This is a genomic window from Aeromonas sp. 604282, from assembly GCF_049170575.1.
GTDB classification, from domain to species: Bacteria; Pseudomonadota; Gammaproteobacteria; order Enterobacterales; family Aeromonadaceae; genus Aeromonas; species Aeromonas veronii_A.
The window spans coordinates 47,594-72,773 of the sequence record NZ_JAAKMV010000016.1 but is presented as its reverse complement, the minus strand read 5'-3'; the positions used below and the strand labels follow the sequence as shown (position 1 = coordinate 72,773).

21 protein-coding genes and 1 pseudogene are annotated in these 25,180 nt (G+C 59.7%); 13 read left to right on the top strand and 9 right to left on the bottom strand.

The genetic code is table 11. From position 1 onward, the window contains the following. Positions 1-38: 38 nt before the first annotated feature. The 7 genes from nusB to glyA form a co-directional block, all read right to left on the bottom strand. A complete protein-coding gene (gene nusB / locus G5367_RS17295) occupies positions 39-452 on the bottom strand; it encodes a transcription antitermination factor NusB (RefSeq protein WP_005343514.1) in 414 nt (137 codons plus the stop codon). 14 nt (positions 453-466) lie between these two features. Continuing rightward, positions 467-937, bottom strand: coding sequence for a 6,7-dimethyl-8-ribityllumazine synthase (gene ribE, locus G5367_RS17290; RefSeq protein WP_005338866.1), 471 nt, complete (start codon positions 935-937; stop codon positions 467-469). A 203-nt stretch (positions 938-1,140) separates the two neighbouring features. Beyond that, positions 1,141-2,250, bottom strand: coding sequence for a bifunctional 3,4-dihydroxy-2-butanone-4-phosphate synthase/GTP cyclohydrolase II (gene ribBA / locus G5367_RS17285; RefSeq protein ID WP_101531049.1), 1,110 nt, complete (start codon positions 2,248-2,250; stop codon positions 1,141-1,143). A 147-nt stretch (positions 2,251-2,397) separates the two neighbouring features. Beyond that, positions 2,398-3,051 carry a riboflavin synthase gene (locus G5367_RS17280; RefSeq protein ID WP_203977377.1) on the bottom strand — a complete coding sequence of 218 codons (654 nt, stop codon included), beginning with the start codon at positions 3,049-3,051 and terminating at the stop codon, positions 2,398-2,400. Between the two features lie 55 nt (positions 3,052-3,106). After that, positions 3,107-4,216: a bifunctional diaminohydroxyphosphoribosylaminopyrimidine deaminase/5-amino-6-(5-phosphoribosylamino)uracil reductase RibD gene (gene ribD / locus G5367_RS17275; protein ID WP_421244661.1), complete on the bottom strand. Its 1,110-nt coding sequence runs from the start codon at positions 4,214-4,216 to the stop codon at positions 3,107-3,109. Between the two features lie 105 nt (positions 4,217-4,321). Next, complete coding sequence (gene nrdR, locus G5367_RS17270) at positions 4,322-4,771, bottom strand: transcriptional regulator NrdR (RefSeq protein ID WP_005338880.1); 450 nt, start codon at positions 4,769-4,771, stop codon at positions 4,322-4,324. A gap of 150 nt (positions 4,772-4,921) precedes the next feature. After that, entirely contained in the window at positions 4,922-6,175 is a 1,254-nt protein-coding gene (glyA, locus tag G5367_RS17265; RefSeq protein ID WP_005338884.1) for a serine hydroxymethyltransferase, read from the bottom strand. A 324-nt stretch (positions 6,176-6,499) separates the two neighbouring features. On the opposite strand from glyA, the gene G5367_RS17260 reads away from it, so the two are divergent. Then, entirely contained in the window at positions 6,500-6,784 is a 285-nt protein-coding gene (locus G5367_RS17260; protein WP_118854254.1) for a hypothetical protein, read from the top strand. A 48-nt stretch (positions 6,785-6,832) separates the two neighbouring features. Here the strand turns inward: G5367_RS17260 and torS are convergent, their stop codons facing one another. Then, positions 6,833-9,658 (bottom strand): TMAO reductase system sensor histidine kinase/response regulator TorS, encoded by a 2,826-nt coding sequence (gene torS / locus G5367_RS17255; protein ID WP_421244662.1) that lies wholly within the window; start codon positions 9,656-9,658, stop codon positions 6,833-6,835. Between the two features lie 70 nt (positions 9,659-9,728). Here torS and torT point away from each other — a divergent pair, with 70 nt between their 5' ends. Next, positions 9,729-10,775, top strand: a complete 1,047-nt coding sequence (gene torT / locus G5367_RS17250; protein ID WP_421244663.1) for a TMAO reductase system periplasmic protein TorT — start codon at positions 9,729-9,731, stop codon at positions 10,773-10,775. Between the two features lie 37 nt (positions 10,776-10,812). Continuing rightward, positions 10,813-11,218, top strand: a pseudogene (locus G5367_RS17245) (GFA family protein). Between the two features lie 39 nt (positions 11,219-11,257). On the opposite strand, the gene torR reads toward G5367_RS17245, so the two are convergent. Next, entirely contained in the window at positions 11,258-11,971 is a 714-nt protein-coding gene (torR, locus tag G5367_RS17240) for a two-component system response regulator TorR (protein ID WP_421213170.1), read from the bottom strand. 145 nt (positions 11,972-12,116) lie between these two features. On the opposite strand from torR, the gene torC reads away from it, so the two are divergent. From torC to accB, 10 genes are all read left to right on the top strand, one after another. Continuing rightward, positions 12,117-13,283, top strand: a complete 1,167-nt coding sequence (torC, locus tag G5367_RS17235; protein WP_267516931.1) for a pentaheme c-type cytochrome TorC — start codon at positions 12,117-12,119, stop codon at positions 13,281-13,283. 27 nt (positions 13,284-13,310) lie between these two features. Next, on the top strand, positions 13,311-15,803 hold the full coding sequence (gene torA / locus G5367_RS17230) for a trimethylamine-N-oxide reductase TorA (RefSeq protein WP_421244664.1): 2,493 nt from the start codon (positions 13,311-13,313) through the stop codon (positions 15,801-15,803). A gap of 99 nt (positions 15,804-15,902) precedes the next feature. Then, positions 15,903-16,571: a molecular chaperone TorD gene (gene torD, locus G5367_RS17225; RefSeq protein WP_337073545.1), complete on the top strand. Its 669-nt coding sequence runs from the start codon at positions 15,903-15,905 to the stop codon at positions 16,569-16,571. Positions 16,572-16,578: 7 nt separating this feature from the next. Then, a complete protein-coding gene (locus G5367_RS17220; protein WP_421244665.1) occupies positions 16,579-16,947 on the top strand; it encodes a hypothetical protein in 369 nt (122 codons plus the stop codon). Between the two features lie 170 nt (positions 16,948-17,117). Next, positions 17,118-18,257 carry a hypothetical protein gene (locus tag G5367_RS17215; RefSeq protein WP_421244666.1) on the top strand — a complete coding sequence of 380 codons (1,140 nt, stop codon included), beginning with the start codon at positions 17,118-17,120 and terminating at the stop codon, positions 18,255-18,257. Next, complete coding sequence (locus G5367_RS17210) at positions 18,247-18,870, top strand: hypothetical protein (protein WP_421244667.1); 624 nt, start codon at positions 18,247-18,249, stop codon at positions 18,868-18,870. The genes G5367_RS17215 and G5367_RS17210 overlap by 11 nt, the downstream gene beginning before the upstream one ends. A gap of 192 nt (positions 18,871-19,062) precedes the next feature. Next, positions 19,063-21,501 carry an EAL domain-containing protein gene (locus G5367_RS17205; protein WP_421244690.1) on the top strand — a complete coding sequence of 813 codons (2,439 nt, stop codon included), beginning with the start codon at positions 19,063-19,065 and terminating at the stop codon, positions 21,499-21,501. Positions 21,502-21,989: 488 nt separating this feature from the next. Next, positions 21,990-23,936 (top strand): acetate--CoA ligase, encoded by a 1,947-nt coding sequence (acs, locus tag G5367_RS17200; protein ID WP_421244668.1) that lies wholly within the window; start codon positions 21,990-21,992, stop codon positions 23,934-23,936. Positions 23,937-24,224: 288 nt separating this feature from the next. Further along, positions 24,225-24,674, top strand: coding sequence for a type II 3-dehydroquinate dehydratase (aroQ, locus tag G5367_RS17195; protein WP_139743401.1), 450 nt, complete (start codon positions 24,225-24,227; stop codon positions 24,672-24,674). A 36-nt stretch (positions 24,675-24,710) separates the two neighbouring features. Beyond that, positions 24,711-25,166 (top strand): acetyl-CoA carboxylase biotin carboxyl carrier protein, encoded by a 456-nt coding sequence (gene accB / locus G5367_RS17190; protein WP_216979391.1) that lies wholly within the window; start codon positions 24,711-24,713, stop codon positions 25,164-25,166. Positions 25,167-25,180: the final 14 nt, after the last annotated feature.

Genomic DNA, 25,180 nt, shown 5'->3' with positions numbered 1-25,180 from the left:
AAGCTGGCTCCTCTCTTAGATGCTGACGGACAGCAGGATCAACGCTTGTTCAGCGACTTGATCACCTTGTCCAGTACACCGTTGACAAACTTGTGGCTGTCATCGGCAGCAAAAGCTTTGGCCAGCTCGATCGCTTCGTTGATGACCACGCGCGGCGGAACATCATCACGACGAGTCAGCTCGTAGGTCGCCAGACGCAGGATCGCCTTGTCCACCATGTCCACTTCTTCCAGCGGACGGGAGAGGAAAGGTGCAAACACCTTGTCCAGCTCGCTGCAGTGGAGGGCTACCCCGAACAGCAGATCGCGGAAATAGTTCAGGTCTACACCCTTGGTGTCCTGATCGATCTTGAACTGCTCTTCGATGTCACCCACGTTAGCTTTGGTCATCTGCCACTGGTAGATGGCCTGGGTGGCGCAATGGCGGGCTTTACGGCGCTCAGACGGTTTCAATGTACTTCTCCTCGTTACACGTCCAGTTCTTTCAGGACGTTGATCATTTCGAGCGCTGCCAGTGCAGCCTCTGCACCCTTGTTACCCGCCTTGGTACCTGCACGCTCGATGGCTTGTTCAATGTTTTCAGTGGTCAACACACCGAAGGCAACGGGAATTTCATATTCCATCATTACCTGGGCCATGCCCTTGCTGTTCTCGTTTGCCACCAAGTCGAAGTGATAGGTGCCGCCACGGATGACAGTACCGACCGCCACGATGGCATCGTATTGACCACTCTTGGCCAGCTTCTTGATGACCAATGGCATTTCAACCGCGCCCGGCACTTTTACCAGTGTCAGGTTGCTGTCCTGCACTTGACCTTGACGCTTCAGTACGTCCACCGCGCCGTTCACCAGACTGTCGTTGATGAAGCTGTTGAAACGGGCAACAACAATAGCAACACGCGCCTCAGGAGCGGCGATATTTCCTTCGATAACCTTCATTGGAAATCCTGTATCTGTGCAATCAAAAGGGCCGGAGTCAAAAGTGCGCACATTCTAGCACAACAGACCCACGACAAAAACCATGGCCGCAATAGACGGCCATGATCGCGATTTAACCAGTCCGGCGCGCTTACTCGCCGGTAAATTCCACGACTTCCAGACCGAAACCGCCCGGAAGGGGATGGTACTTCTCTGGTAGAACGTTACTCGCCGATGTACTCAACCACTTCCAGACCGAAACCACCGAGGGCATGGTACTTCTTCGGTGAGCTCAAAAGGCGCATCTTGCTCACGCCAAGGGCCTTGAGGATCTGGGAACCGACACCCACCCGGCGCGAGGTGCCCTGCCACTTGGCTCCTTCCGGCGCTAGCCCCTTGTCGGCGGCTTCAAAACCCTTGACCCGGGCCAGCAGCTCGGCGCCATGGGATTCCGCCCCCAAAATCACCAGCACGCCGCCTTCGTCAGCAATGCGGGCCATGGATTTGGGCAGCGGCCAGCTGCGGGCGGCGTGGCGATCGGTCAGCAACAGATCGCTCAGCACGTCGTGCAGATGGACGCGAACCAGGGTCGGCTGATCGGCCTGCACCTCACCCTTTTTCAGGGCAAAGTGCACCTGATTGTCGATGGTGTCGCGGAAGGTGATGAGGTCGAACTCGCCAAACTCGGTGGGCAGCTTGCACTCGGCCACCTTCTCGACCGTGGTCTCGTGCTGGTTGCGGTACTCGATAAGGTCGGCGATGGTGCCAAGCTTGATGCCGTGCTCCTCGGCGAACAGCTCCAGGTCAGGACGGCGCGCCATGGTGCCATCTTCGTTGAGGATCTCGACGATGACGGCGGCAGGCTCGAAACCGGCCAGACGGGCCAGATCGCAACCGGCTTCGGTGTGACCGGCGCGGGTCAGCACGCCGCCATCCTGCGCCATCAGCGGGAAGATATGGCCCGGCTGCACCAGATCGGCCGCCTTGGCGTTGGGCGCCACAGCCGCCTGCACGGTCACCGCGCGATCCGCGGCTGAGATACCCGTGGTCACCCCTTCTGCCGCCTCGATGGAGACGGTAAAGGCGGTGGAGAACTGGGCATTATTGCGATCCACCATCAGCGGCAGCGCCAATTGCTTGCAGCGATCCCGGGTCAGGGTCAGGCAGATGAGGCCACGGCCGTAGCGGGCCATGAAGTTGATATCCTCCGGACGGACACAGGAGGCGGCCATGATGAGGTCCCCTTCGTTCTCCCTGTCTTCGTCATCCATCAGGATCACCATCTTGCCAGCCTTGATGTCGGCAATGATTTCCTGGGTTGTGCTCAGCGCCATGGGCTACTCCATCTGTCTATTTGGGGATTGAGCCCGCAGGCTCAACGGGAATGCGAGATATGCTGCTCTAGATTGGGGCGCATGGCCCCATTTCAATCGGAGCGGGATCACAGAAAATCGTTTTGGTCGGGGCCAGCACCCCGACCATCAGAGAAAACCGGCCTTGGCCAGCTTGTCCAGAGTCAGGGTAGAGGCGCTGCTCTCCTGACTCTTGCCCATCATCAGCCGCTCCAGATAGCGGGCGATCTGATCGACCTCGAGGTTGACCTTGTGACCCGGCTTCCAGCTGGCGATGGTGGTCTCCTGGGCGGTGTGGGGCACGATCGTCAGGCGAAACAGGTCGCCCTGCACCGCGTTGACGGTGAGGCTGATACCATCCACCGCGATTGACCCCTTCTCGGCGATGTAGCGGGAGAGCTCCCCCGGCGCCTTGATCCAGTATTCAATGGCGCGGCCGCTGCTGGAGACGCTTTTCACTTCCCCTACCCCGTCTACGTGGCCGGAGACCAGATGGCCACCGAGGCGGGAGGTGGGCATCAGCGCCTTCTCGAGGTTGACCCGATCGCCCACTCTGGCGGCGGCAAAGCCGGTACGGGAGAGGGTTTCCAGCGACACATCGGCGGTATAGCTCTTGTCGCCCAGCGCCACCACGGTGAGGCAGACGCCGTTGGTAGCGATGGAGTCGCCCAGCTTGACGTCGCTAAAATCCAGGCTCGGGGCATGGACGGTAAGGGCCATGTCCTCCCCCTGACGACGCAGTTCGGCCAGGGTCCCCACCGCTTCGATAATTCCGGTAAACATGCAGATCACCTTGCTGATGACAGGGGCAGCTGCTGCCCCCTTGAACATTGAAAGATCAGGCTATTTTGGCGGTAATGCGAATATCCGGCCCCACCATGCGCACATCCTTGATGGCGAGCTTGGGCGCCTGGAACAGCCGGGTCAGGCCGGGCAGATGGAACAGGCCGCGCCCCTCGTCGCCCATCAGTTTGGGCGCCTGATAGAGCACCAGCTCATCCACCAGCCCTTTTTCCAGCAGAGCGCCGCAGAGCCGCGGGCCCGCTTCGACCAGTACCGAGTTGACGTTCTGCTTGGCCAGCAGCATGAAGAGGCTGACCAGATCCAGCTTACCATCCAGCAGCGGCAGCTCCAGCTGCTGCACCCACGAAGGCCACTCGCCAGCAGCCTTGTGGCGGGCCAGCAGCACCGGGCTCTCGCTCTGGAATAGCGGCAGATCTGGGGTAAGCCGGTTTTGCGAATCGACGATGACCCGCAGCGGCTGGCGCAGGGTCTCTTTGGGGTAGCTCGCCTTGACCGAGGGGGGCAGCTCGTCCCAGCGCACGGTCAGGGAAGCGCCATCGGCCAGCACGGTTTCAGCGCTGGAGAGCACCGCATCGTGGCGGGCCCGCAGTCGCTGCACGTCACGGCGCGCATCCGGGGAGGTGATCCACTGGCTCTCGCCGCTCGCCATGGCGGTGCGGCCATCGAGGCTGGCCCCCAGCTTGACGGTCACTCGCGGGAAGGCAGTACGCATCCGCTTGAAAAAGCCCGGGTTGAGCGCTTCGGCTTCACTCGCCAACAGGCCGAAATCGGTCTTGATCCCCGCTTCGGAGAGCATACGCAGGCCACGCCCACCCACCTGGGGATTGGGATCGACCATGGCCGCCACCACCCGCGCTACGCCAGCATTGATCAGCGCCTCGGCGCAGGGGGGAGTACGACCGTGATGGGAGCAGGGTTCGAGGGTCACATAGGCGGTGGCGCCACGGGCGTTGTCACCGGCGGCGCGCAGGGCGTAAACCTCGGCATGGGGTTCACCCGCCTTCTGATGCCACCCTTCGCCAACCACCACGCCATCTTTGACCAGCACGGCGCCGACGCAGGGGTTGGGGGCCGTGGTGTAGCGGCCGCGGCGGGCCAGTTCGAGGGCCCGACTCATCCATTGGTAATCATCTTGACTAAACATTCGGGCTCCTGTTTTCAACAACATCCAAGCCGTATCGCATCAGGTAACTGGCTGCGTTACCGCATCCGATGACGCTTCGCTAATCGAGCCAGCTTCCGGGAAGATTTATTTTTCCAGCTTGGCGATCTCTTCGCCGAACTCGCGAATATCTTCGAAGCTGCGATAGACGGAGGCAAAGCGGATATAGGCCACCTTGTCCAGACTCTTGAGCTCATCCATCACCAGATTGCCCACCAGCTCGGAGGCGACTTCGCGCTCGCCGGTGGCTCGCAGGCGGGATTTGATATGGTTGACCGCTTTTTCGATGGCCTCCATGCTCACTGGCCGCTTCTCCAGCGCCCGCAGGATGCCGGCGCGCAGCTTGTCTTCATTGAACGGCTCGCGGGAGCCGTTGGACTTGATGACGCGGGGCATCACCAGCTCGGCCATCTCGAAGGTGGTAAAACGCTCGTGACAGAGCAGACACTCACGACGGCGGCGCACCTGATGGCCTTCTGCCACCAGACGGGAATCGATCACCTTGGTATCAACCGCACTACAGAATGGGCAATGCATCGGACCTCCGGCGTTAATGGAACAGGGACCGGCCCGGCGGGCCAGGATCTAGGTCGGCCAGTGTAGCACGGCCATCCAAAACCGGTAAAAGCCAGAAAAAACAATGCCACCCGCAGGTGGCATTGGTCTCAAACCGAACGGTCTGGCTTATCAGCCATAAACCGGGAAGCGGCGGCAGATATCCAGCACCTTCTCGCGTACAGTGGCCAGCACGGCATCGTTGTCGTGATTGTCCAGTACGTCGCAGATCCAGTGGGTCAGCTCGATGGACTCGGCTTCCTTGAAACCGCGGCGGGTGATGGCCGGGGTACCGATGCGTACACCGGAGGTGACGAACGGGGAGCGCGGGTCGTTGGGCACGGAGTTCTTGTTGACGGTGATGTTGGCTTTGCCCAGCGCAGCGTCAGCATCCTTACCAGTCAGCTCGCGACCGATCAGATCAACCAGCATCAGGTGGTTGTCGGTTCCGCCGGAGACGATCTTGTAACCGCGCTCGATAAAGGTCGCAGCCATCGCCTTGGCGTTTTTCACGACCTGAGCCTGATAGGTCTTGAACTCCGGCTCCAGCGCCTCTTTGAAGGCAACGGCTTTACCGGCGATGACGTGCATCAGCGGGCCACCCTGACCACCCGGGAAGACGGCAGAGTTGAGCTTCTTGTAGAGCTCCTCGTCGTCAGCGGCGGAGAGGATCAGACCACCGCGCGGACCGGCCAGGGTCTTGTGGGTGGTGGAGGTGACCACGTGAGCGTGGGGCACCGGGTTCGGGTAGACGCCAGCGGCAATCAGACCAGCCACGTGGGCCATGTCGACGAACAGGTAGGCACCGACCTTGTCGGCGATTTCGCGCATGCGGGCCCAGTCAACGATGCCGGAGTAGGCAGAGAAGCCACCGATCATCATCTTCGGCTTGTGCTCGACAGCCTGACGTTCCATGTCGTCGTAATCGATCTTGCCGGACTCATCGATACCGTAAGGCACGATGTTGTACAGCTTGCCGGAGAAGTTGACCGGAGAGCCGTGGGTCAGGTGACCGCCGTGGGCCAGGTTCATGCCCAGTACGGTGTCGCCCGGCTGCAGCAGGGCCATGTAGACGGCGCTGTTGGCCTGGGAGCCGGAGTGCGGCTGCACGTTGGCGTAAGTGGCACCGAACAGCTCTTTGGCGCGCTCGATAGCCAGGGTTTCGACCACATCCACATACTCGCAACCACCGTAGTAACGCTTGGAGGGGTAACCTTCGGCGTACTTGTTGGTCAGCTGGGAGCCCTGGGCTTCCATGACACGGGGGCTGGTGTAGTTCTCAGACGCAATCAGCTCGATATGCTCTTCCTGACGACGGGTTTCGTCTGTGATGGCCTGCCACAATTGCGGATCATAATTGGCGATGGTCATGTCACGTTTCAACATCCGTTTCTCTCCTGAAAATCGTTTGCGCGTTAGGTGAAGTGGGCGCGGGCATTGTAACGTGAGCTGGATCAAAGAGACAGTCCAACCACCTAAAAAAATGTTGAATTTATGTTGTAAAAAACAAGATTCCCTCCCCGTTCAATACCCTGGCCGCTCCGCCAAACGACACATTTTTCATCCCGCTGCGGGCGGGCAAAACCCGAAGGGGATCACAACGCCCTCTTTATCCATCCTGTAACATATTCATTCGAAACAAATTTAATGATGATGGAGCTGATTGCAGCCATGCATCCGAGGGGCTGCACCTAACCGGAGGAGTTCAAGATGGACCATCTGCTGACATTCGTGATCCTGGCTGTCTTTTTTCTGTTCTACTGGGTCTACTACACCAGCCAACGCAAACATCTCCCCACCACCTCGTGGGAGCAGCTCCCCACCAAAGCCGAATATCTGGCGGCCCACCCTGAATCAGTCGATGGCGACATCATCTTCTGTTATCACTGCGGCCACCACGAGTTGCTGGAGGTAGGCATGGTGCACCTGACCGATTTTCGCCGGGAATGGGTCTGTGCCAAGTGCAAGCAGGTGCTGTTTCGCGAGAGCGAATAACGGCGCAGGGGCTGGCCCCCTCTGAACGTTGTGCATCGCCAGCAGGGATCAGAACGGCGAATCCCTGTTGGCCGCCAGCCACAGCTGCAACCCGCTCACCGCCGCTTCAAATTGCGCCCCGATTGTCGCAGGCTCACCGCCCCCCGCCTCAAGAGCCGCACAGTGGCTGGCAAATTCGGTCAACCCCAGCGCCAGCGCACTCCCCTTGAGCTTGTGCGCCAGCTGACGTTGCTCACTTCCCTCACCCTGAGCCAACTTATCCACCAACACCCGCCCTTGCGACTCAAACAGCGCGACCAGCTGGCGGATCCGCGCCATGCCGAGCAGGGGCAGATCGGCATCCAGCACCGGATTGGCCCACTCGGGCTGGTTAGTTGGGGGCACGGCTACTGATAACTGCACCTGCGGCTCGATAGAGGCCCCTTCTTGCCGAAATAGTTGATCTATGGCGTTCGCCAGCACCGCCAGCCGCACCGGCTTGCCGACAAAATCGACGAAGCCGGCGGCAAGGCAGTGGCGGATATCCTCCGGATACATCTGGGCCGAGATGGCGATGGCTGGCAGCGGCCGTTCATGCATCTCCTCACTGATGGCTGCCAGATCCTCGCGCAGGCTCATCCCGTCCATATCGGGCAGATTGATATCGAGCAGCGCCAGCTCGAAGGGACGCTCGGTCACCAGCGCCAGCGCGCTGCGACCATCCTCCGCCAGGGTGACGCGATGGCCGAGGCGGGTCAGCATGCCTTGCGCCACCAGCCGGTTGATCTCGTTATCCTCCACCAGCAGGATGTCACGGGACTGGCCAAGGTGCAGCGGTTGCGCCTCGGCAGGCAACTGGGCGCTCGAACGCTGCAACGGCAAACTGAAGCTGAATTCACACCCCTTGCCCGGTTCGCTGGCAAGGATAAGCTCGCCCCCCATGGCGGCCACCAGCTTGCGGCTGATCGCCAGACCCAGCCCGGTGCCGCCCTGATGGCCTATATCACGCTTGCGCTGGCGAAACGCCTCGAACACCGCCTCCTGCTCATCGGCCGGAATGCCGGGGCCGGTATCGCGCACCACGAAGCGGATACAGGGCTCGGCGCAAGGGCCGTGACAGACAAGGGGCGCCACCGTCAGGGTAATCTGGCCACGGGCGGTAAACTTGACTGCATTGCCGAGCAAGTTGCCGAGCACCTGGCGCAGTTTGCCCAGATCCCCCTCGACCACAGGCGCCAGCTCGGGCGCATATTCCAGCGCCAGGGTGACCCCCTTGGCCGCTGCCTTTGGCCGGAACAACGCGCTGAGCTCATCCATCAGCAGGAACAGGGGGAAGGGCTCGCGGCGCGCCTCCACATGGCCCGCCTCTATCTTGGAGTAGTCGAGAATGTCGTTGAGGATCTCCAGCAGGGATTCGCCACTGTGCTCGATGGCGGCCAGATAGCGCTGCTGGGTATCGCTGAGATGGGTATCTTCCAGCAGCGTCAGGCCCCCGAGAATGCCGTTCATGGGGGTGCGGATCTCGTGGCTCATGGTGGCGAGAAACACCGATTTGGCGCGGTTGGCCTGTTCTGCCTCGGCGCGGGCCTGCCGCTGCTTCTCCACCTCCTCATTGAGCCGCTCGTTGGCGTGGCTGAGCTGGCCGGTGCGCTCCTCGACCCGCGACTCCAGCTCTCGCTGATAGCGGCCCAGCTCTACCGCATTGTCACGAAACACCTGCAAGGCTCGGCCCAACTCCGCCAGCTCATCGCGCCCGGTACTGGCGATCGGCTCAAGGGGGGCCAGATCCCCGCGCGCCAACCGGCTCATCCCCGCCACCGCCCGTTGCAGCGGCCAGACGATCCGGCCATAGACCATGCGCCACATCAGCAGCATCAGCAGTAGCAGGGTGAGCAGGCCAATGGCCATCAACGCCTGCTCCAGCAGCCTGAGGCGCTGGCTTAGCGCCTGCTGGCTCTGCCCCAGCGAATCGCGGGCACGGCTGACCAGCTCACCGACCTGCTGATTGAGGCTGCTCATCAGGGCCTCATTGGCATTGGCCAGCACCCGCAGCGCCTCCCCCTTGCCGAGCCAGTCGCTGCGCAGTTGCACCAGCTTGTCACTCTGCGCCAGCACGGTCAGCGCCTGCTCCACCGCCTGACGACGTGCCGGATCGGTCACTGCCCCGGCCCGCAGTTGCAAGATAGCCAGCTCCCGCTGCCCCTCTTGCAATAGCGTTTGCAACTGTTCCTGCCGTTCGCTGCGCCACATCTCCTCGATGCGCTGCTGCTGCATCAGGGTACGATGACGCAGCTCGGTCATCTGCTCCAGCCAGTCGAGATCCTGCTCCAGCAGGCGGTCCAGCGTCCGGGTCGCCTGCGCGCCTTGCTGTTGGTAGAGGGAACCCAATCCCGCCACCATCACGGTTTCGGCGTTCTCCATCTGGCTGCGCGCCAGCTCGGCGATCTGTCCGGCCGCCGCCACCAGACGGGCCCGCTGCGCCTCCCCTTGCGCCATCAGGGTCAACCGTTCCCCCACCAGCCAGCCCTGCTGGCCCAGATTACCGATAATGCTCTGGCTGAGCTGATCGAGGCTTGTTGAACCCTGCCCACGACCAAGTTGCGCCAGCACCTGTTGCAGCTGTTGCCCCTGCAGGGTGAGCAAGCGTCCCTGATGCTCCCGCTCCTGCTCGCTGGTTGCTGTGGCCAGCAGCCGCGACGCGCTCTGGATCTCGCCGCTGAGGCGAGAGAGCGTGCGGGCCAGCTCCTGATCGGCCAACGTCTGCTGCACCCCTTGCTCCAGCTGGCGCAGATGGCTAAGCCCCACCCAGCCCAGCAGGGAGGCACTCAGGGTCAACAACGCCATCAGGGAGAAGGCCAGCAGCAACTTGCCACCCAGGCCGGAAAAGATTCTCACGGGAAGTCCCTTGGTTGTGGTCGGCTTTGACCGGATAATATGCCCCAACACTTTAACAAAACCCCTGGCCATGCGAAGCGTCTATCTCTCCCCGTTGTTGCTCATGTGGTTGCTCACGCTGCCTCGCGCCGCCCTCGCCTTTGCGGTCGATATCTGGCCCGGCGGCGAATTCAGCGGCCAGCCGGTGCGCCAGCAGTGGCCGGAACCCGCCGCCGCAACCAAACCGCTGACCCTCTGTGCCCTCTACCCCCATCTGCGCGACGCCTACTGGCTTTCGGTCAATCAGGGCATGGTGGACGAGGCCAAGCGGCTGGGAGTCAAGTTGCAGATCCACGAAGCGGGGGGCTATGGCGCCCTCGCCGAGCAGCGCCAGCAGTTGCTGCGCTGCGTGCAGGAAGGGAGCGATGCCATCTTGCTCGGCGCGGTGAGCTATCAGGGCTTGCGCGAGGCAATCAAGGTCACGCCGCTGCCGGTCTTTGGACTGGTCAACGATCTGCCCAGCGGTCTGGTGCAGGCGAAGGTGGGGGTCTCCTGGTACCAGATGGGCTGGCAGATTGGCCACTGGCTGGCGCAGCGCCACCCCGCCGGCAGCAAGCCGGTCTCGGTCGCCCTCTTCCCCGGCCCGCAGGCAAGCGGCGGCAACAACTTTGTCGAGCCGGGCTTTGCCGATGCCATCAAGGGGAGCGCCATCAAGCTGGTCACCACAGAGCGCGGCGACAACAGCCGGGAAATCCAGCGCACGCTGGTGCAGCAGACGCTGGCCCGCTATCCCGACCTCGACTATCTGGTGGGGGGCGCCATCGCCGCCGAAGTCGCGGTCAACGAGCTGGCGCAGCGCCATCTCGACAGGCCCCGGGTGCTGAGCACCTACTTCAGCCACGGGGTACAGCGGGGCCTGCGCCGGGGGAAGATCCTGGCAGCCAACAGCGATCAGATGCGGCTGCAGGGGCGCCTTGCGGTCGCTCAGGCGGTCTGCCTGCTGCAACACCCTGATGCCAGTGCCGAACAATGTCCGCGGGTGATGGGACCACCCATTTTGACGCTCTCTGCACCGCTGGCCGACCCCGCAGATTCCCTCTCGGATGGCGCTTTTCGTCCCGTCTATCGGGTCGAATAGCCGTTCCAAATCCGATTAACACACTCAAGGAGAAGAGATGAAAGAGTTACATGCCAGCTGCCTGTGCGGCGCCGTCGCCCTGACCCTGCCGGATCAGTTCAACTATATGGGGAACTGCCACTGCAGCGAATGCCGCAAGTTTTCAGGGGGGAGATTATGCCTCGGTCGGCGGACTGGATGGCAACAATGTCACCATAGTGAAGGGGGAAGAGGCCATCGGCCGCTACCGGAAATCGGCAGAGACCACCCTGGCCTTCTGTCGTCACTGCGGTTCCAGCCTGTTCAGCCAGAAGAGCAGCAGCGGCAAGATCAATCTGCGCCTCGGGGTGCTGGACGATGTGCCAAGCCAGCGGCCCGCATTTCACATCTTTGTCGGCTCCAAGGCGCCCTGGCACCAGATTGGCGACGACTGCCCGCAATTTGATACCCGCCCACCGCTCTGATCCTCGCGAGTTAGACAGACCAAGGCCATCACGCCGCAGTCAGGAGGCTATCTCGCCTGCAAACAGATAGCCTTCACCATGGACGGTAACAAACAGCTGGGGATCCCGCGGATCCGGCTCCATCTTGCCGCGCAGCCGCCGGATCAACACGTCGATGGTGCGATCGCTCGGGCCATCGCCGCGATGGCTGATAAGGGTCAGGATCCGCTCCCGGCTCAGCACCCGCCCGGCATGGGCGACAAAGGCCACCAGCACTTCATATTCGGCCTTGGTCAGGCGCACCGGCACCCCGTCCTTGCTGAGCTGGCGGCGGGGAATATCAAAACGCCAGGGGCCAAAGCGCACCGCATCGTCAGCGACCGCAGGCTCGCTCGGCGCGGCGGCCGCCAGCGAGATCCGCCACAGCAGATTCTTGACCCGCACCAGCAGTTCCCTGAGCTCGAACGGCTTGGTGACATAGTCATCGGCCCCCATCTCGAGGCCGACTATCCGGTCTACCGCATCACTGCGGCCGGTGACCAGAATGATCCCCACCGTGCTGCGCGCCCGCAGTTCACGGGTCAGCAGCAGACCATCTTCCCCCGGCAGGTTGATATCCAGCATCACCAGATCGACCGTTTGTACCGCCAGCACGGCGCGCATCTCCGGGCCGTTTTCGACCGCCGTCACCCGATAGCCCTCCCGCTCGAAATAGCCGGTCAGCTTCTCGCGGGTAACCGCATCATCTTCAACAACCAGAATGTGGTAGCTCATGGGCAGGGTTCACGATGGTCGACAAGGGAGGATTATTCTATTCACATTTTGTCATAAATACCCCTATTTCATTAATTTGTGGCGGCAGCCCTGTTCACAACGCCTCCCTATCATGGCTCCCATCAAAAAAGTGATGTGAGAGAGCATGATGAAAAAACTGTGGCACTTCCTGCGCACCCCCAGCCGTCGCTGGTCGGTACTGGCGCTGCTTCTGGTGGGCGTCGGCGTCACCCTCGCGGGCACCGTAGGCCTGCACTATGGCTTTGAGAAAACCAGCAGCCTCGAATTCTGTATCTCCTGCCACTCCATGAAAGACACCGTCTATCCGGAGTACAAGGAGTCCATCCACTTCAAGAATGCCTCAGGGGTACAGGCGGTCTGTACCGACTGTCACCAGCCGAAGGATTTTGTCGGCAAGGTGGCCCGCAAGATGGAGGCGGCCAACGACCTCTATCAGGAGTACATAGGCCACAGCATCGACACCCAGGAGAAGTTCGAAGACCGGCGCCTGCATCTGGCCGAGAAGGTGTGGGCGCGGATGAGCAGCCAGAACTCCAAGACCTGCAAGTCCTGCCACAGCTACGACAACATGGATCACGCCAAGCAGTCCCCGGCGGCAGCGCTGGCGATGAAAGATGCGGCGGCGAAGAACATGAACTGCATCGAGTGCCACAAGGGCATCGCCCACGAACTGCCCAACATGGCGGGCGGCTTCCGGGCCACTTACGCCACCCTGGTCAACGACGCGCAAGAGGCGCCAGCCGCCGAGACCCTCTACAACCTGGGTGAAAAAGATCTCTATGCCAGCGAACAGAGTACCGACCCGGTCGGCAAACTGCTGCCCGCCTCCCGCATCGACGTGGTGGACCGCAGCGGCGATCGCCTCAAGGTGACCATCGAAGGGTGGCGCGAGAGCGATGGCAAGGGCCGGGTGCTGAGCGAATACATGGGCAAGCGGGTCTTCGTCGCCACCATCCGTGACGAACTGAAAGCGAGCGAGAAAGTGCTCAAACAGGAGACCGACAGCACCACCCATATCAAGTGGGAGCAGGTTCAGGTGCAGGCCTGGGTCGATGGCAAGGGCTTTGAGTCCTCGCTCAAGCCGATCTGGGATTACGCCGGCGAGATGTACAAATCCACCTGCAACTCCTGCCACGGCGCGCCGGATCCCGCTCACTTCACTGCCAACGGCTGGATTTCGGGACTCAAGGCGATGTCTGCCTACTATCGCCTGAGCAAGGAAGAGGAACGCACCCTGCTCAAATACCTGCAAAACCATGCCGCCGATACCGGTGGTCAGGGCAGCCACTAAGTCCGGATTCGAAAGAGGAATAACAAGATGATCAATATTTCCCGTCGTGGTTTTCTGGGTGGCTTGCTGGCCAGCGGTGCCTCTGCCCTGATCGGCCCCTCCCTGCTCGGTCGCGCCGTGATGGCCGCCGAGTCCGGCGAAAAACTGGTGCAGTCCGGCTCCCACTGGGGCGCCTTCCGTGCCCGGGTGGTCGATGGCCGCTGGGTCGAGACCCTGCCGTTCGAGCACGACAAGCACCCCACCGACATGCTCAAGGCCTTGAGTGAAGTGGTCTACAACCCCTCCCGCATCCGCTACCCCATGGTGCGGCTGGACTGGCTGCGCAAGGGGCACCAGTCCAACACCAGCGAACGCGGCCAGAACCGCTTCGTGCGGGTCACCTGGTCTCAGGCGCTCGATTTTTTCTATCACGAGCTGGAGCGGGTGCAGAAAACCTATGGCCCGAGCGCCCTCTATGCCGGCCACTCCGGCTGGCAGTCAGTGGGCAAGCTGCACTCTGCTGGCGCCATGTTGGGGCGTGCCATGAACCTGCACGGCACCTATCTGGCCAAGGCCGGTGACTACTCCACCGGTGCCGCCCAGGTGATCCTGCCCCACGTGGCGGGCGCCATGGAGGTGTACGAGCAGCAGACCTCCTGGCCGCTGGTGCTGGAACACAGCAAGACCATCGTTATCTGGGGCTCAGATCCCATCAAGAACCTGCAGGTGGGCTGGCTGGTGCCGGATCACAGCGTCTACGACTACTGGGCGCAGCTGAAAGAGAAGGTGGCCAAGGGCGAGATCCGGGTGATCAGTGTCGATCCGGTCAAATCCAAGACCCAGAAGTACCTCAATTGCGATCAGGTGACCCTGAATCCGCAAACCGACGTGCCGCTAATGCTGGGTATCGCCCACACCCTCTACAGCGAGAAGCGCCACGACGAGAAGTTCCTGAAAGACTACACCACCGGTTTTGACAAGTTCCTGCCCTACCTGCTGGGCACCAGCGATGGTCAGGTGAAGGACGCAGAGTGGGCCGCCGCCATCTGTGGCGTACCAGCCGAAACCATCCGCGAGCTGGCCCGCACCATGAGCAGCGGCCGTACCCAGCTTATCGGCGGCTGGTGCGTGCAGCGTATGCACCACGGCGAACAGTACGCCTGGATGCTGGTGGTACTGGCCTCGATGATTGGCCAGATCGGCCTGCCGGGGGGCGGTTACGGCTTTGGCTGGCACTACAACGGGGCGGGCACCATCACCTCCAGCGGCCCTATCATGTCAGGTTTCAGCTCGGTCATTCCCGGCGTTAAACCACTCCATGACGGCGACTGGAAGGGCTACTCCAAATACATTCCGGTGGCCCGCTTCGTCGACTGCATCCTCAATCCGGGCAAGCAGATCGCCTTCAACGGCCAGACCATCACCTACCCCCACATGAAGATGGCGGTGTTCTGCGGCAACAACCCGTTCCACCACCAGCAGGATCGCAACAAGATGGTCGCCGCCTGGCGCAAGCTGGAAACCGTGGTCAGCATCGATCACCAGTGGACGGCCAGCTGCCGTTTCGCCGATATCGTGCTGCCCGCCACCACCACCTATGAGCGGGACGACATCGAGCAGTGGGGTTCTCACTCCAACGCGGGCATTCTGGCCATGTACAAGGTGGTGGAGCCGCTGTTCGAGGCGCGCGATGACTATGACATCTTCGCCGATCTCTGCCGTCGCTTCGGTCGCGAGGTCGAATTCACCGGCGGCAAGAGCAAGCTGGAGTGGATCCAGAGCATCTATGACGATGCCCGCCTGCAGGGCCGCGGCATCGGCATCCGTCTGCCCCGTTTCAGCCAGTTCTGGCACGGGGAAGGCTTCGTCACCTTCCCGGCAGGCCAGCCCTGGGTGCGTCACGAGTCGTTCCGTCAGGAGCCGGATCTGGAACCCCTCGGTACCCCGTCTGGCCTTATCGAGATCTACTCCAAGACCATTGCCGACTACGGCTATGGGGATTGCCCGGGCCATCCGGTCTGGATCGAGCCCTACGAGCGCTCACACGGCGGGCCGGGCAGCAAGCAGTACCCGCTGCACCTGCAATCCTGCCACCCGGACAAGCGGCTGCACAGCCAGCTCTGCTCCTCCGACAACTATCGCGCCACCTACACAGTGCAGGGTCGCGAGCCTGTCTACATGAATCCGCAGGATGCCAAATCCCGCGGCCTCAAGGACGGCGATCTGGTGCGGGTGTTCAACGGCCGCGGTCAGGTATTGGCTGGGCTGGTGGTGAGCGATGACTACGCCCCCGGCGTAGTCCGGATACAGGAAGGAGCCTGGTATGGCCCGCAAGAGGGCGGCAAGGTAGGGACTCTCTGTACCTACGGCGATCCCAACGTGCTGACCGCCGACATCGGCTCCTCCAGCCTGGCGCAGGCCACCACGGCCCACACCGCGCTGGTGGAGATCGAGAAGTTCCGCGGACAGGCGCCCGCCGTCACTGCCTTCGGCGCGCCGGAATCGGCCAAGGGCATCGACCCCATGTTCCCGGCACTCTGACCCCGGGGGGACGAAAGCGCCCCCTTGAGTTTCCTTTATTTTTAAAGTCGTTAGAATCGGGAGCCATCAAGGCTCCCGATTGCCATCCACGGAGGAAAAATGCAGGAATTTATGGCTACCAGCGAACGCCGGGCCGAACTCTACTGGTGGTTCTCCACCCTGTTCGCCGCCGAACTCAGTGATGAGCAGATCGCCGAATATGACACCTATGACGTGCGAAGCTTCCTGAAAAGCCTCTCCACCCTGGATCCGATGCGCGAAGCCGTGGCCGAGCTCAACGATGCCATCGCCCGCCTGCTGGTGCGCCCGGATCGCCAACTCGAACTCGCTGCCGACTTCGCCGGCCTGTTTCTGGTGGATCCCAAACAGGGCGCCCTGCCCTACGAATCGCTCTATCGTGGCGATGCCAAGCTGCTGATGCAGGCCCCGATGGCCGGGATGCAGGCCCGCCTCGATCGCCTTGGTATCAATGTCAGCGACAAATACAAGGAGCCTGCGGATCATCTGGCCATCGAGCTGGATCTGATGGGCAATCTCATCATCCGCGCGGCGGAAGCCAAGAGCGCAGCCGAGCGGGAACGCTGGCTCGACGAGCAGGAAGCACTGCTGCACGGTCATCTGCTGGGCTGGTTTGACAAGTTCGAAAGCGCCTGTCGCGCCGCCGACCGGTTTGGTTTCTACGGCGCCAGTGCCCGTCTGCTGGGGGTCTTCCTCAAGATGGATGCCAACTACCTTTCTCTGGTCAAACCGGCACCGTCCGCCGACTGAGGCCGCGATGAAGACAGCCCTGCTTCTGATTGCATGCTGGCTGCTGGCCCTGATCCCGCTGGAGCAGGGCATTACTCCCCTGATCGCGCTGCTGTTCAACCCGGATCGCGAGCTCTACGGCACCGCCCAGCTTACCGGCTTTGCCGGCATCCTGCTCACCCTCTACCTTGCCAATCTCGGCGTCGAGGTGGTGTTGCGCCGCCGCTTCCAGATTGCCGGCATGCTGGCGCTGCTGGCCGCCTGGATCGACTTCATCAACAGCAGCGGCAGCGAGTCGCACTTCCTGCTGCTCTACCTACTCGCCCTCCCGTTCCACCTGCTCGGCTGGCTGGTATTTGTGCGCGGTATTCAGGCATTTGGCCGAGAGAAAGGCTAAAAAACAGCCAATAATATTGCAAATCATGACAGCCAGGTCAGGCTCTTCCCAGTCATTACAAGCACATCGGTACAGCCCCCCGTAACATTCGCTTACATTCAGCTCCCGTTCAGTTTCACAAAAGCCGATATAGTGCCGCTCCTTTCGCCACACTACACAGGAGCAATAGTATGCCTCCACAGGATGCGCGCATCACAGGCCTCGATCTGTTGCGCGGGCTGGTCATCTTCATGGCAGTGTTTGAGCACTACACCGGTTATCTCAACTACTGGTACATCGATTTCTTCAATCGGGAGCATGCCTTGTGGGACAGCTTCTATGTGTCACACAAGGCAATGGCGGGACACCTGCTACCCATGGATCAGCTGACAGCACACGCATCAGCCTGGTTAATCCCCTGGGTAAGCCAGATCTACCTGGCCTTGGCCGCATTCAACCTGAGCCGCCGCGATCAGGCCAGCTTCAAGCCGCAGCTGGGCAGCAAGCTGGCCCTGTTTGCCAGCATCATACTGATGCTCTATGTCGAAGGGTTGGTCATCGCCCCCAATTTCGGCGAGGCCATCTCGTTCTACCCGGTCATGCTCTGGATGTGCCTGCTGGCGCTCTTCTCCATGGTGTATGCCTGGTTCGGCATCCGCGGCATGCTCCTGCTGACCCTTCTAAGCCTGCTGCTGGATCAACTCGGCGTACAGGAGTTGCTCGGCCATATCGACAGTTGGATGAAGCTGCACGTTCACCCCGACTATGAGCTGGATGTCCGTCTCGACCTCTTCATGGCCAGTGGCTGCTTCGGCTTTCTCTATGGCTGGTGCTGGCATCAGCGCCCACAATGGCGAGATCGCCTCAACCGTCTGGTGCTGACGCTGTCACTGGTGGCGCTGGCCATCTATCTCATGTTCGGCGAGACAAGCACGGTCGAGCTCAACGACATCTACGCCAATGAACACGAACTGGCGCTGGACATGATCGGCCGAGCCGGGATCTGGGGTATGGAGTTTCTGGTGATCGGTACCGTGCTCTGGCTACACCAACACAATATCCGTCTCTGCTGGCGACCACTCAACTGGATCGGTATGTACTCGCTGACCGTATTCATCTTCCACAAGAGCATCTTCGTCCATCTGTGGGGCCCCTTGCTACTGTGGTGGACTGCCCGTCAGGGCACCATACTGCCCAACAGTTTTGGCCTTATCATGTTGATCTGCACTGCCAGCGTACTGCTTATTTATGCTTTCCAGCGCTCCGGCATCATCTGTCATCTGATGGGAATGCATCAGGATCGGGACTGGCAGAGACTGTATGGCAAATAAGAGCGGGTTACTGCTGCTCATTCCCCTGATGCTGCCTTTCTCGGCCAGGGCGCTGGTTGTGGGTAGCCAATGGCAACTCGACAGCAGCAACGCGGGAGCGGGGGCCGACTCCACGGTACAGCTCTGGCTCGGCTATGAACGGGAAACACAGATGGGCCTTGTCTTTATTGATGGCCAAAGCGCAGGCGTTGCGTTACCCCTTTATAAACAGAGCTTTATCGCCTTAGGGATCAGTCCGATGGTGGTGGCGGATCACTCCCGCTTTGGTGCGTTATGGCGCACGGGCTGGCAACTGGATGACGAACACCAGCTCAGCATTGGCCAGCTTTATGATGTAACCGGTCGCTATGGCCAGCTGTGGTATATGGAACATTCGCTTCCGCTGCCTGCCAACGTATCCTTCAATCTATGGCTGACAAGAGGCGACCAGGCATACATGTCCGCATATGAGAGCGAAGAGGGATGGCGCGAATGGGGAATGACGCTGGAACGTAGCTGGACATGGAATCAGTGGAAGCTTGGCTTGGAAGCGGGCGCGAAACAGTGGCTGATGAAAGAGCGTGACTGGCAACCCACCATCAGCCTGACCCTGCGCTATCAATTAAGCCTTTAATACATCTTGAGCGGAAATCGCGCCGCTGTGATTGCCTTTCACACCTAACCGCCTCCAAATGGATTTCATCACCAAGACTTACCATATATAACAATGAGATAAGGTTATTCCTCCCCCCCAAAAAAAGGTTCGTGCCATACTTAAAACCGTTAAATGACAAATAAATCAATGCTGGGAGCCATCATGGATGGAATGCTTTTCAAGGCCGATACCGAAACAATTCTGCCCACGCTGTCAGATCAGAGCATACTCGAACAACTACTGAATACAGCCCCCTTGGGTATAGGTGTCTTTGACTGCCATTTCCGTTATTGCAAAGTCAATCAGGTACTGGCTGATATCAATGGCAAGACCATAGAGGAACACAAGGGCAAACATCTGAGAGAGATTGTGCCCAAGCTGGCTCCAGTACTGGAGCCCATGTTCCGGCAAATCCTGCGCCACGGTAGGCCCTACGTGAATATCGCCATCACGGGGCAAACAGCGGCACATGGCAGCAGCGCAAGACGGTGGCAGGCAACCTATAGTCCGATGTGGAACGACAGTGGCAAGCCGAGCGGTATCCTCGCCATAGTGCGCGATATTACCGAACAGTACGAAACAGAGCAGCGGCTGCAACTGGCTATGAGAGCGGCACAAATTGGCGTGTGGGAGTGGTATGTTGCAGAGGATAGATTGCTGTTTAATGGCGAAATTGAACCACTGCTTGGCATACCAGCTCACCAGTTCAAGGGAGGGCTGCAGGCTTTCATTGACTGCTTTGAACCTGAATCAGGCCAGCAGCTCAGGACAGTTCTGCAAGGGAAAGAGCCCATCCATCTCACCCTGAGCTTCATCACTCCCTTAAATGAACGTCACTGGGTTGATATTCATGCCGATCATGTTGCAGCCACGGAATCCATCGGCCACAGAGTGATGGGCGTGATCCACAACGCGACGGCCCGGCGGCGTCAGGAGGAGCGACTCCATCAGGCCAACGTGGTTTTCGATACTACGGCCGAGGGAATTATTATTCTGGACAACAATCACCGTATCATTTCGGTCAACCCGGCTTTCACCATGCTGACGCAATATGATGCCGAGGAGGTAATAGGCCAAGATCCTGGAATCGTTATACATCCGAGACGCTATACCGACCTCGACTCACCATGGCATCAACTGCATCCGGACAATAATGCCTGGCATGGCGAAATGGCCTGTTTACGCAAAGATGGCAGCTACTTCTCTTCATGGCAGCAGATTAGTGCCGTCTACGACAACTTCAACAACACCACTCACTATGTAATTGCCCTCTCCGACATCAGCGCCATTCGCAAGGTGGAAGCCGAGCTGAATCATCTCGCTTATCACGATCCCCTGACCGAACTCGGCAATCGCCATCTGCTGCAGGAGCGACTGACTCTTGAACTGAAAACCGCACAACTCAACAACAAGCGGTTGGGACTACTCTTTATCGATCTGGATGGTTTCAAACTGATCAACGACAGTCTGGGGCACGGGGTGGGCGATGAACTGCTCAAGCGACTGGCAGAACGGATCCGAAATTGCCTGCAACCGAATGAGCTGGCTACCCGCTTGGGTGGGGACGAATTTCTGGTGCTCATCCCCTATCTGGAAGCACCTGACGAGCTGATAACACTCGCCAATACCTTGCTGACTGCGCTGCGTGAACCGGTCGAACTGTCCCATGAGCAGGTTGCTATCTCGGCGAGCATCGGCATCGCTATCTATCCGGACCACGCAACCACCCCTGAGACACTGATCAGTGCCGCCGACAACGCCATGTATGAAGCGAAGAGCCAGGGTCGTAACGGCTTCCAGTTCTACACCCCATATATGGCGGAACAGGCTCGAGAACGAATGCAAATTGAACAGGGATTACTCAAAGCTCTCGAGCTTGAACAACTTTGTATTCTCTATCAGCCCATGACTCATCTTGCCGGCGGTCATCTGAGTGGGCTGGAGGCACTCTTGCGCTGGAAGCACCCCAATGAGGGACTGATCAATCCAGCCCGTTTTATTCCGGTTGCAGAAGAGTGCGGCCTCATCGAAAAAATTGGCGAATGGGTAATGCGCAATGCCTGTGCACAGGGAAGAAACTGGCTGGCCGCCGGCCTGCCGGTGCCCCGCTTGTCAGTTAATGTATCGGTGCGAGAGATGCGCTCACCCGGCTATGTGGAACAGGTCGCAACTATTCTGGCCGAAACAGGGTTTCCGCCTGAGCGACTGGAGATTGAAGTAACGGAAAGCATCATACAACGGGTTGATCAGAGCCTGGATCTCTTTACCCGGCTGAAAAATCTGGGGGTTCAAATTGCCATCGACGACTTTGGCACCGGATTTTCGTCGCTGAGCCTGCTCAAGACTCTGCCGATTGATCGCATCAAGATCGACCGGGCATTCGTGCAGGCTTTACCGGAGGACAAGAATAGCAGGGAGCTCTGCCGCACCATCATCAGTCTGGCAGACAGTCTGGAGATGGAGGTTACGGCAGAGGGTATTGAAACTCGAGCACAATATACCTTCTTGCAGTCACTTAACTGTGGTGAGGGGCAGGGCTACCTGTTCAGTAAACCGCTGCATGTAGAACAGATGCACGAACGCTTGCATTGCCAAAGCGTTCAGCTGTAGCGATATCAGGGAAACGAACGGCCAACGACTGGACAATCAAACTATTTTCCAAACGTCAGGGTAGGAACACCACCGTTATCCCGGTCATTGGCCATGCGAGTGAGCGGTGAGTCACCCGAGTAACGGGAGCCTGGCTCACTGAGGGAAAACCTGGCTCCCGGCTTTTTGTCCTGCCATGCATGACCAAGCTGCTCAGCAACCCGATCCCGTACAGTCTGTGACGGCTCCTGGTGTGTAATAGCAAACTCTTTGGGAGGCTTGTCTGCAAGAACAGGCGCATCAAACTGCCACAGGGATGCACAGAGCAACAGAGAGAACATAACAACCTCTATCAATCAAAGACACCTTTTTACCCACTCACCGCGTGAGTGTCACCCATTACCCTGTAACCAAATGTTGCTGTCTATCCAAAAGTCTAATTGCCCCCCTCGACCAAAGGTATAAGTTGTTACTTAATTATTAAAAGTATGTATTCAAAGGAGTGACAGATGAGCGAGAGCAAGGTCTACCCGGTCAAACCCCACATCAGCAGCAATGCACTGCTAGACAAGGGCGACTACGCCGCCATGTATCAGGCCTCCGTCGAGGATCCCGAGACCTTCTGGGGAGAGCAGGGAAAAATCCTCGACTGGATGAAACCCTATAGCAAGGTCAAAAACACCTCCTACGATCCGGGCCATGTCTCCATCAAATGGTTTGAAGATGGCCAGCTCAACGTCTCCGCCAACTGCCTCGATCGCCATCTCGCCGAACGGGGTGACAAGGTCGCCATCATCTGGGAAGGGGACAACCCTGCCGAAGATCGCAAACTCACCTACCGCGAACTGCACAGCGAAGTGTGCAAGTTTGCCAACGTCTTGAAAGCACAAGGGGTTCACCGTGGCGACGTGGTCTGCCTCTATATGCCCATGGTGCCCGAAGCCGCCATCGCCATGCTGGCCTGTACCCGCATCGGAGCGGTACACAGCATCGTATTCGGCGGCTTCTCGCCGGAAGCGCTGGCTGGTCGCATCATCGACTCGGGCTCGCGCATCGTGATCACCGCCGACGAGGGGCTGCGTGGTGGGCGTCCGGTGCCGCTCAAGAAGAATGTGGATGAAGCGCTCACCAACCCGGAAACCCAGGTCAACAAGGTGATCGTGCTCAAGCGCACCGGCGGCAATGTCGCCTGGCACAACCACCGCGATATCTGGTGGCACGAAGCGACCGCCACCGTCAGCAGCGATTGCCCGCCCGAGGCGATGAACGCCGAAGATCCGCTCTTTATCCTCTATACCTCCGGCTCCACCGGCAAACCCAAGGGGGTCCTCCACACCACCGGCGGCTATCTGGTTTACGCCACCCTCACCTTCAAATATGTGTTCGACTACCACGAAGAGGATATCTACTGGTGTACCGCCGATGTGGGCTGGGTCACCGGCCACTCCTATCTGGTCTACGGGCCGCTTGCCAACGGCGCCACCACCATCATGTTCGAAGGGGTGCCCAACTACCCGGCCACCAACCGCATGAGCCAGGTGGTGGACAAGCATAAGGTCACCATCCTTTATACTGCACCAACCGCCATCCGTGCCCTGATGGCCAAGGGTAACGAAGCGGTCACCGGCACGTCACGCCAGAGCCTGCGCATCATGGGTTCGGTGGGTGAACCCATCAACCCGGAAGCCTGGGAGTGGTACTACCGCACCATTGGCGATGAGCGCTGCCCCATTGTCGATACCTGGTGGCAAACCGAGACCGGCGGCATCCTGATTAGCCCGCTGCCCGGCGTTACCGATCTGAAACCCGGCTCTGCCACCAAACCCTTCTTCGGGGTGCAGCCGGCGCTGGTCGACAACATGGGCGAACCGCTGGAGGGGGCCACCGAGGGCAATCTGGTGATCACCGACTCCTGGCCAGGCCAGATGCGCACCGTATTCGGCGATCACGAGCGCTTCGAGCAGACCTACTTCTCCACCTTCCCGGGCCGCTACTTCACCGGCGACGGTGCCCGTCGCGACGAGGACGGCTACTACTGGATCACCGGACGGGTGGATGATGTACTGAACGTCTCCGGCCACCGCATGGGTACCGCCGAAATTGAATCGGCGCTGGTGGCCCACCCCAAGATCGCCGAAGCCGCGGTGGTGGGGGTTCCTCACGAGATCAAGGGTCAGGGCATCTATGCCTATGTCACCCTGATCGCCGGGGAAGAGCCGAGCCGCGAGCTGCACAAAGAGGTGAAAGAGTGGGTGCGCAAGGAAATTGGCGCCATCGCCACGCCAGATGTCATTCACTGGGCAGAGGGGCTACCGAAGACCCGTTCCGGCAAGATCATGCGCCGCATCTTGCGCAAAATCGCCACCGGCGAGACCGACAGCCTAGGGGATATCTCCACCCTGGCGGATCCGGGCGTAGTGGACAAGTTGATCCGCGAGAAGTCGGAAGCAGCCTGATCCCGCTTCGTTTGTTGCTCAACAAAGCCGGCCCTGCGCCGGCTTTGTCGTTTCTCATCCATCAGCAAACAGCAAGGCGGTAGCTACGGAGCCTTGCCGACCCAAACGTGCAATAAATAGCCAGATGTAGAGATTAGACCAGTAAAATGCTGCTAATTTTCACGAAATCAATATAATTGCGAAATCTGTGTGCCAGGGCACACCGATTTGCGCAGAAAATGGCTAGATTTCTGGTAGTCCACAAGATAGCTGACAGATAGCAGCATGATCATCGAGGATGCACTCAATATGTCGCAACATCGCCGAATTCTCCTGCTCAACGGTCCAAACCTGAATCTGCTGGGCAAACGGGAACCGGGTATCTACGGCAGCAAGACGCTCGATGAGATCGTCGCCGATCTGAAGCTCAACGCCAGCGAACTCGGTGTCACTCTGGAACATCTGCAATCCAACGCCGAACATGAGTTGGTCAGCCGCATCCATCAGGCCATGGGTCAGGTGGATTTCATCATCATCAATCCGGCCGCCTTCACCCACACCAGCGTCGCCATCCGCGATGCGCTGCTGGGTGTCGCCATACCCTTTATCGAGGTTCACCTGTCAAACGTTCATGCCAGGGAGCCGTTTCGTCATCACTCCTATCTGTCTGATGTCGCCAAAGGGGTCATTTGTGGTCTGGGGGCCGATGGCTATCAATTCGCTTTAACCGCGGCCGTGCGCCATCTGCACGCGGCTTGATAATCACTGATCAGATAAAGAAGAAAGAGAATGCTAATGGATATCCGCAAAATCAAGAAGCTGATTGAACTGGTTGAAGAGTCCGGCATCGCCGAACTGGAGATCTCCGAAGGTGAAGAGTCCGTTCGCATCAGCCGCAACTTCGCAGGCCAGGTCACTGCCGCACCGCAGATGATCATGCAGCAAGCAGCCGCTCCGGTTGCCGCTCCAGCCGCCGCCCCGGTTTCCGCTGCGCCGGCCGCAGATGCCGCACCGAGCGGTCACCTGATGCGCTCTCCCATGGTTGGCTCCTTCTACCGCTCCTCCAGCCCGGAAGCCAAGCCGTTCGTGGAAGTGGGTCAGCAAGTCAATGTCGGCGATACCCTGTGCATCGTCGAAGCCATGAAAATGATGAACCAAATCGAGTCTGACAAGGCCGGTGTGATCAAAGCGATCCTGGTTGAAAATGGTCAGGCCGTCGAATTTGACGAGCCGCTGTTCATCATCGAATAAGGGAAATCGCCACC

Coding starts and splice junctions, on each gene's coding strand:
- ribE (WP_005338866.1), bottom strand. CDS start 937: ATGAAGGTTATCGAAGGAAATATCGCCGCTCCTGAGGCGCGTGTTGCT.
- ribBA (WP_101531049.1), bottom strand. CDS start 2,250: ATGGCGCTGAGCACAACCCAGGAAATCATTGCCGACATCAAGGCTGGC.
- G5367_RS17280 (WP_203977377.1), bottom strand. CDS start 3,051: ATGTTTACCGGAATTATCGAAGCGGTGGGGACCCTGGCCGAACTGCGT.
- ribD (WP_421244661.1), bottom strand. CDS start 4,216: ATGTTTAGTCAAGATGATTACCAATGGATGAGTCGGGCCCTCGAACTG.
- nrdR (WP_005338880.1), bottom strand. CDS start 4,771: ATGCATTGCCCATTCTGTAGTGCGGTTGATACCAAGGTGATCGATTCC.
- glyA (WP_005338884.1), bottom strand. CDS start 6,175: ATGTTGAAACGTGACATGACCATCGCCAATTATGATCCGCAATTGTGG.
- G5367_RS17260 (WP_118854254.1), top strand. CDS start 6,500: ATGGACCATCTGCTGACATTCGTGATCCTGGCTGTCTTTTTTCTGTTC.
- torT (WP_421244663.1), top strand. CDS start 9,729: ATGCGAAGCGTCTATCTCTCCCCGTTGTTGCTCATGTGGTTGCTCACG.
- torR (WP_421213170.1), bottom strand. CDS start 11,971: ATGAGCTACCACATTCTGGTTGTTGAAGATGATGCGGTTACCCGCGAG.
- torC (WP_267516931.1), top strand. CDS start 12,117: ATGATGAAAAAACTGTGGCACTTCCTGCGCACCCCCAGCCGTCGCTGG.
- torA (WP_421244664.1), top strand. CDS start 13,311: ATGATCAATATTTCCCGTCGTGGTTTTCTGGGTGGCTTGCTGGCCAGC.
- torD (WP_337073545.1), top strand. CDS start 15,903: ATGCAGGAATTTATGGCTACCAGCGAACGCCGGGCCGAACTCTACTGG.
- G5367_RS17220 (WP_421244665.1), top strand. CDS start 16,579: ATGAAGACAGCCCTGCTTCTGATTGCATGCTGGCTGCTGGCCCTGATC.
- G5367_RS17215 (WP_421244666.1), top strand. CDS start 17,118: ATGCCTCCACAGGATGCGCGCATCACAGGCCTCGATCTGTTGCGCGGG.
- G5367_RS17210 (WP_421244667.1), top strand. CDS start 18,247: ATGGCAAATAAGAGCGGGTTACTGCTGCTCATTCCCCTGATGCTGCCT.
- G5367_RS17205 (WP_421244690.1), top strand. CDS start 19,063: ATGCTTTTCAAGGCCGATACCGAAACAATTCTGCCCACGCTGTCAGAT.
- acs (WP_421244668.1), top strand. CDS start 21,990: ATGAGCGAGAGCAAGGTCTACCCGGTCAAACCCCACATCAGCAGCAAT.
- aroQ (WP_139743401.1), top strand. CDS start 24,225: ATGTCGCAACATCGCCGAATTCTCCTGCTCAACGGTCCAAACCTGAAT.
- accB (WP_216979391.1), top strand. CDS start 24,711: ATGGATATCCGCAAAATCAAGAAGCTGATTGAACTGGTTGAAGAGTCC.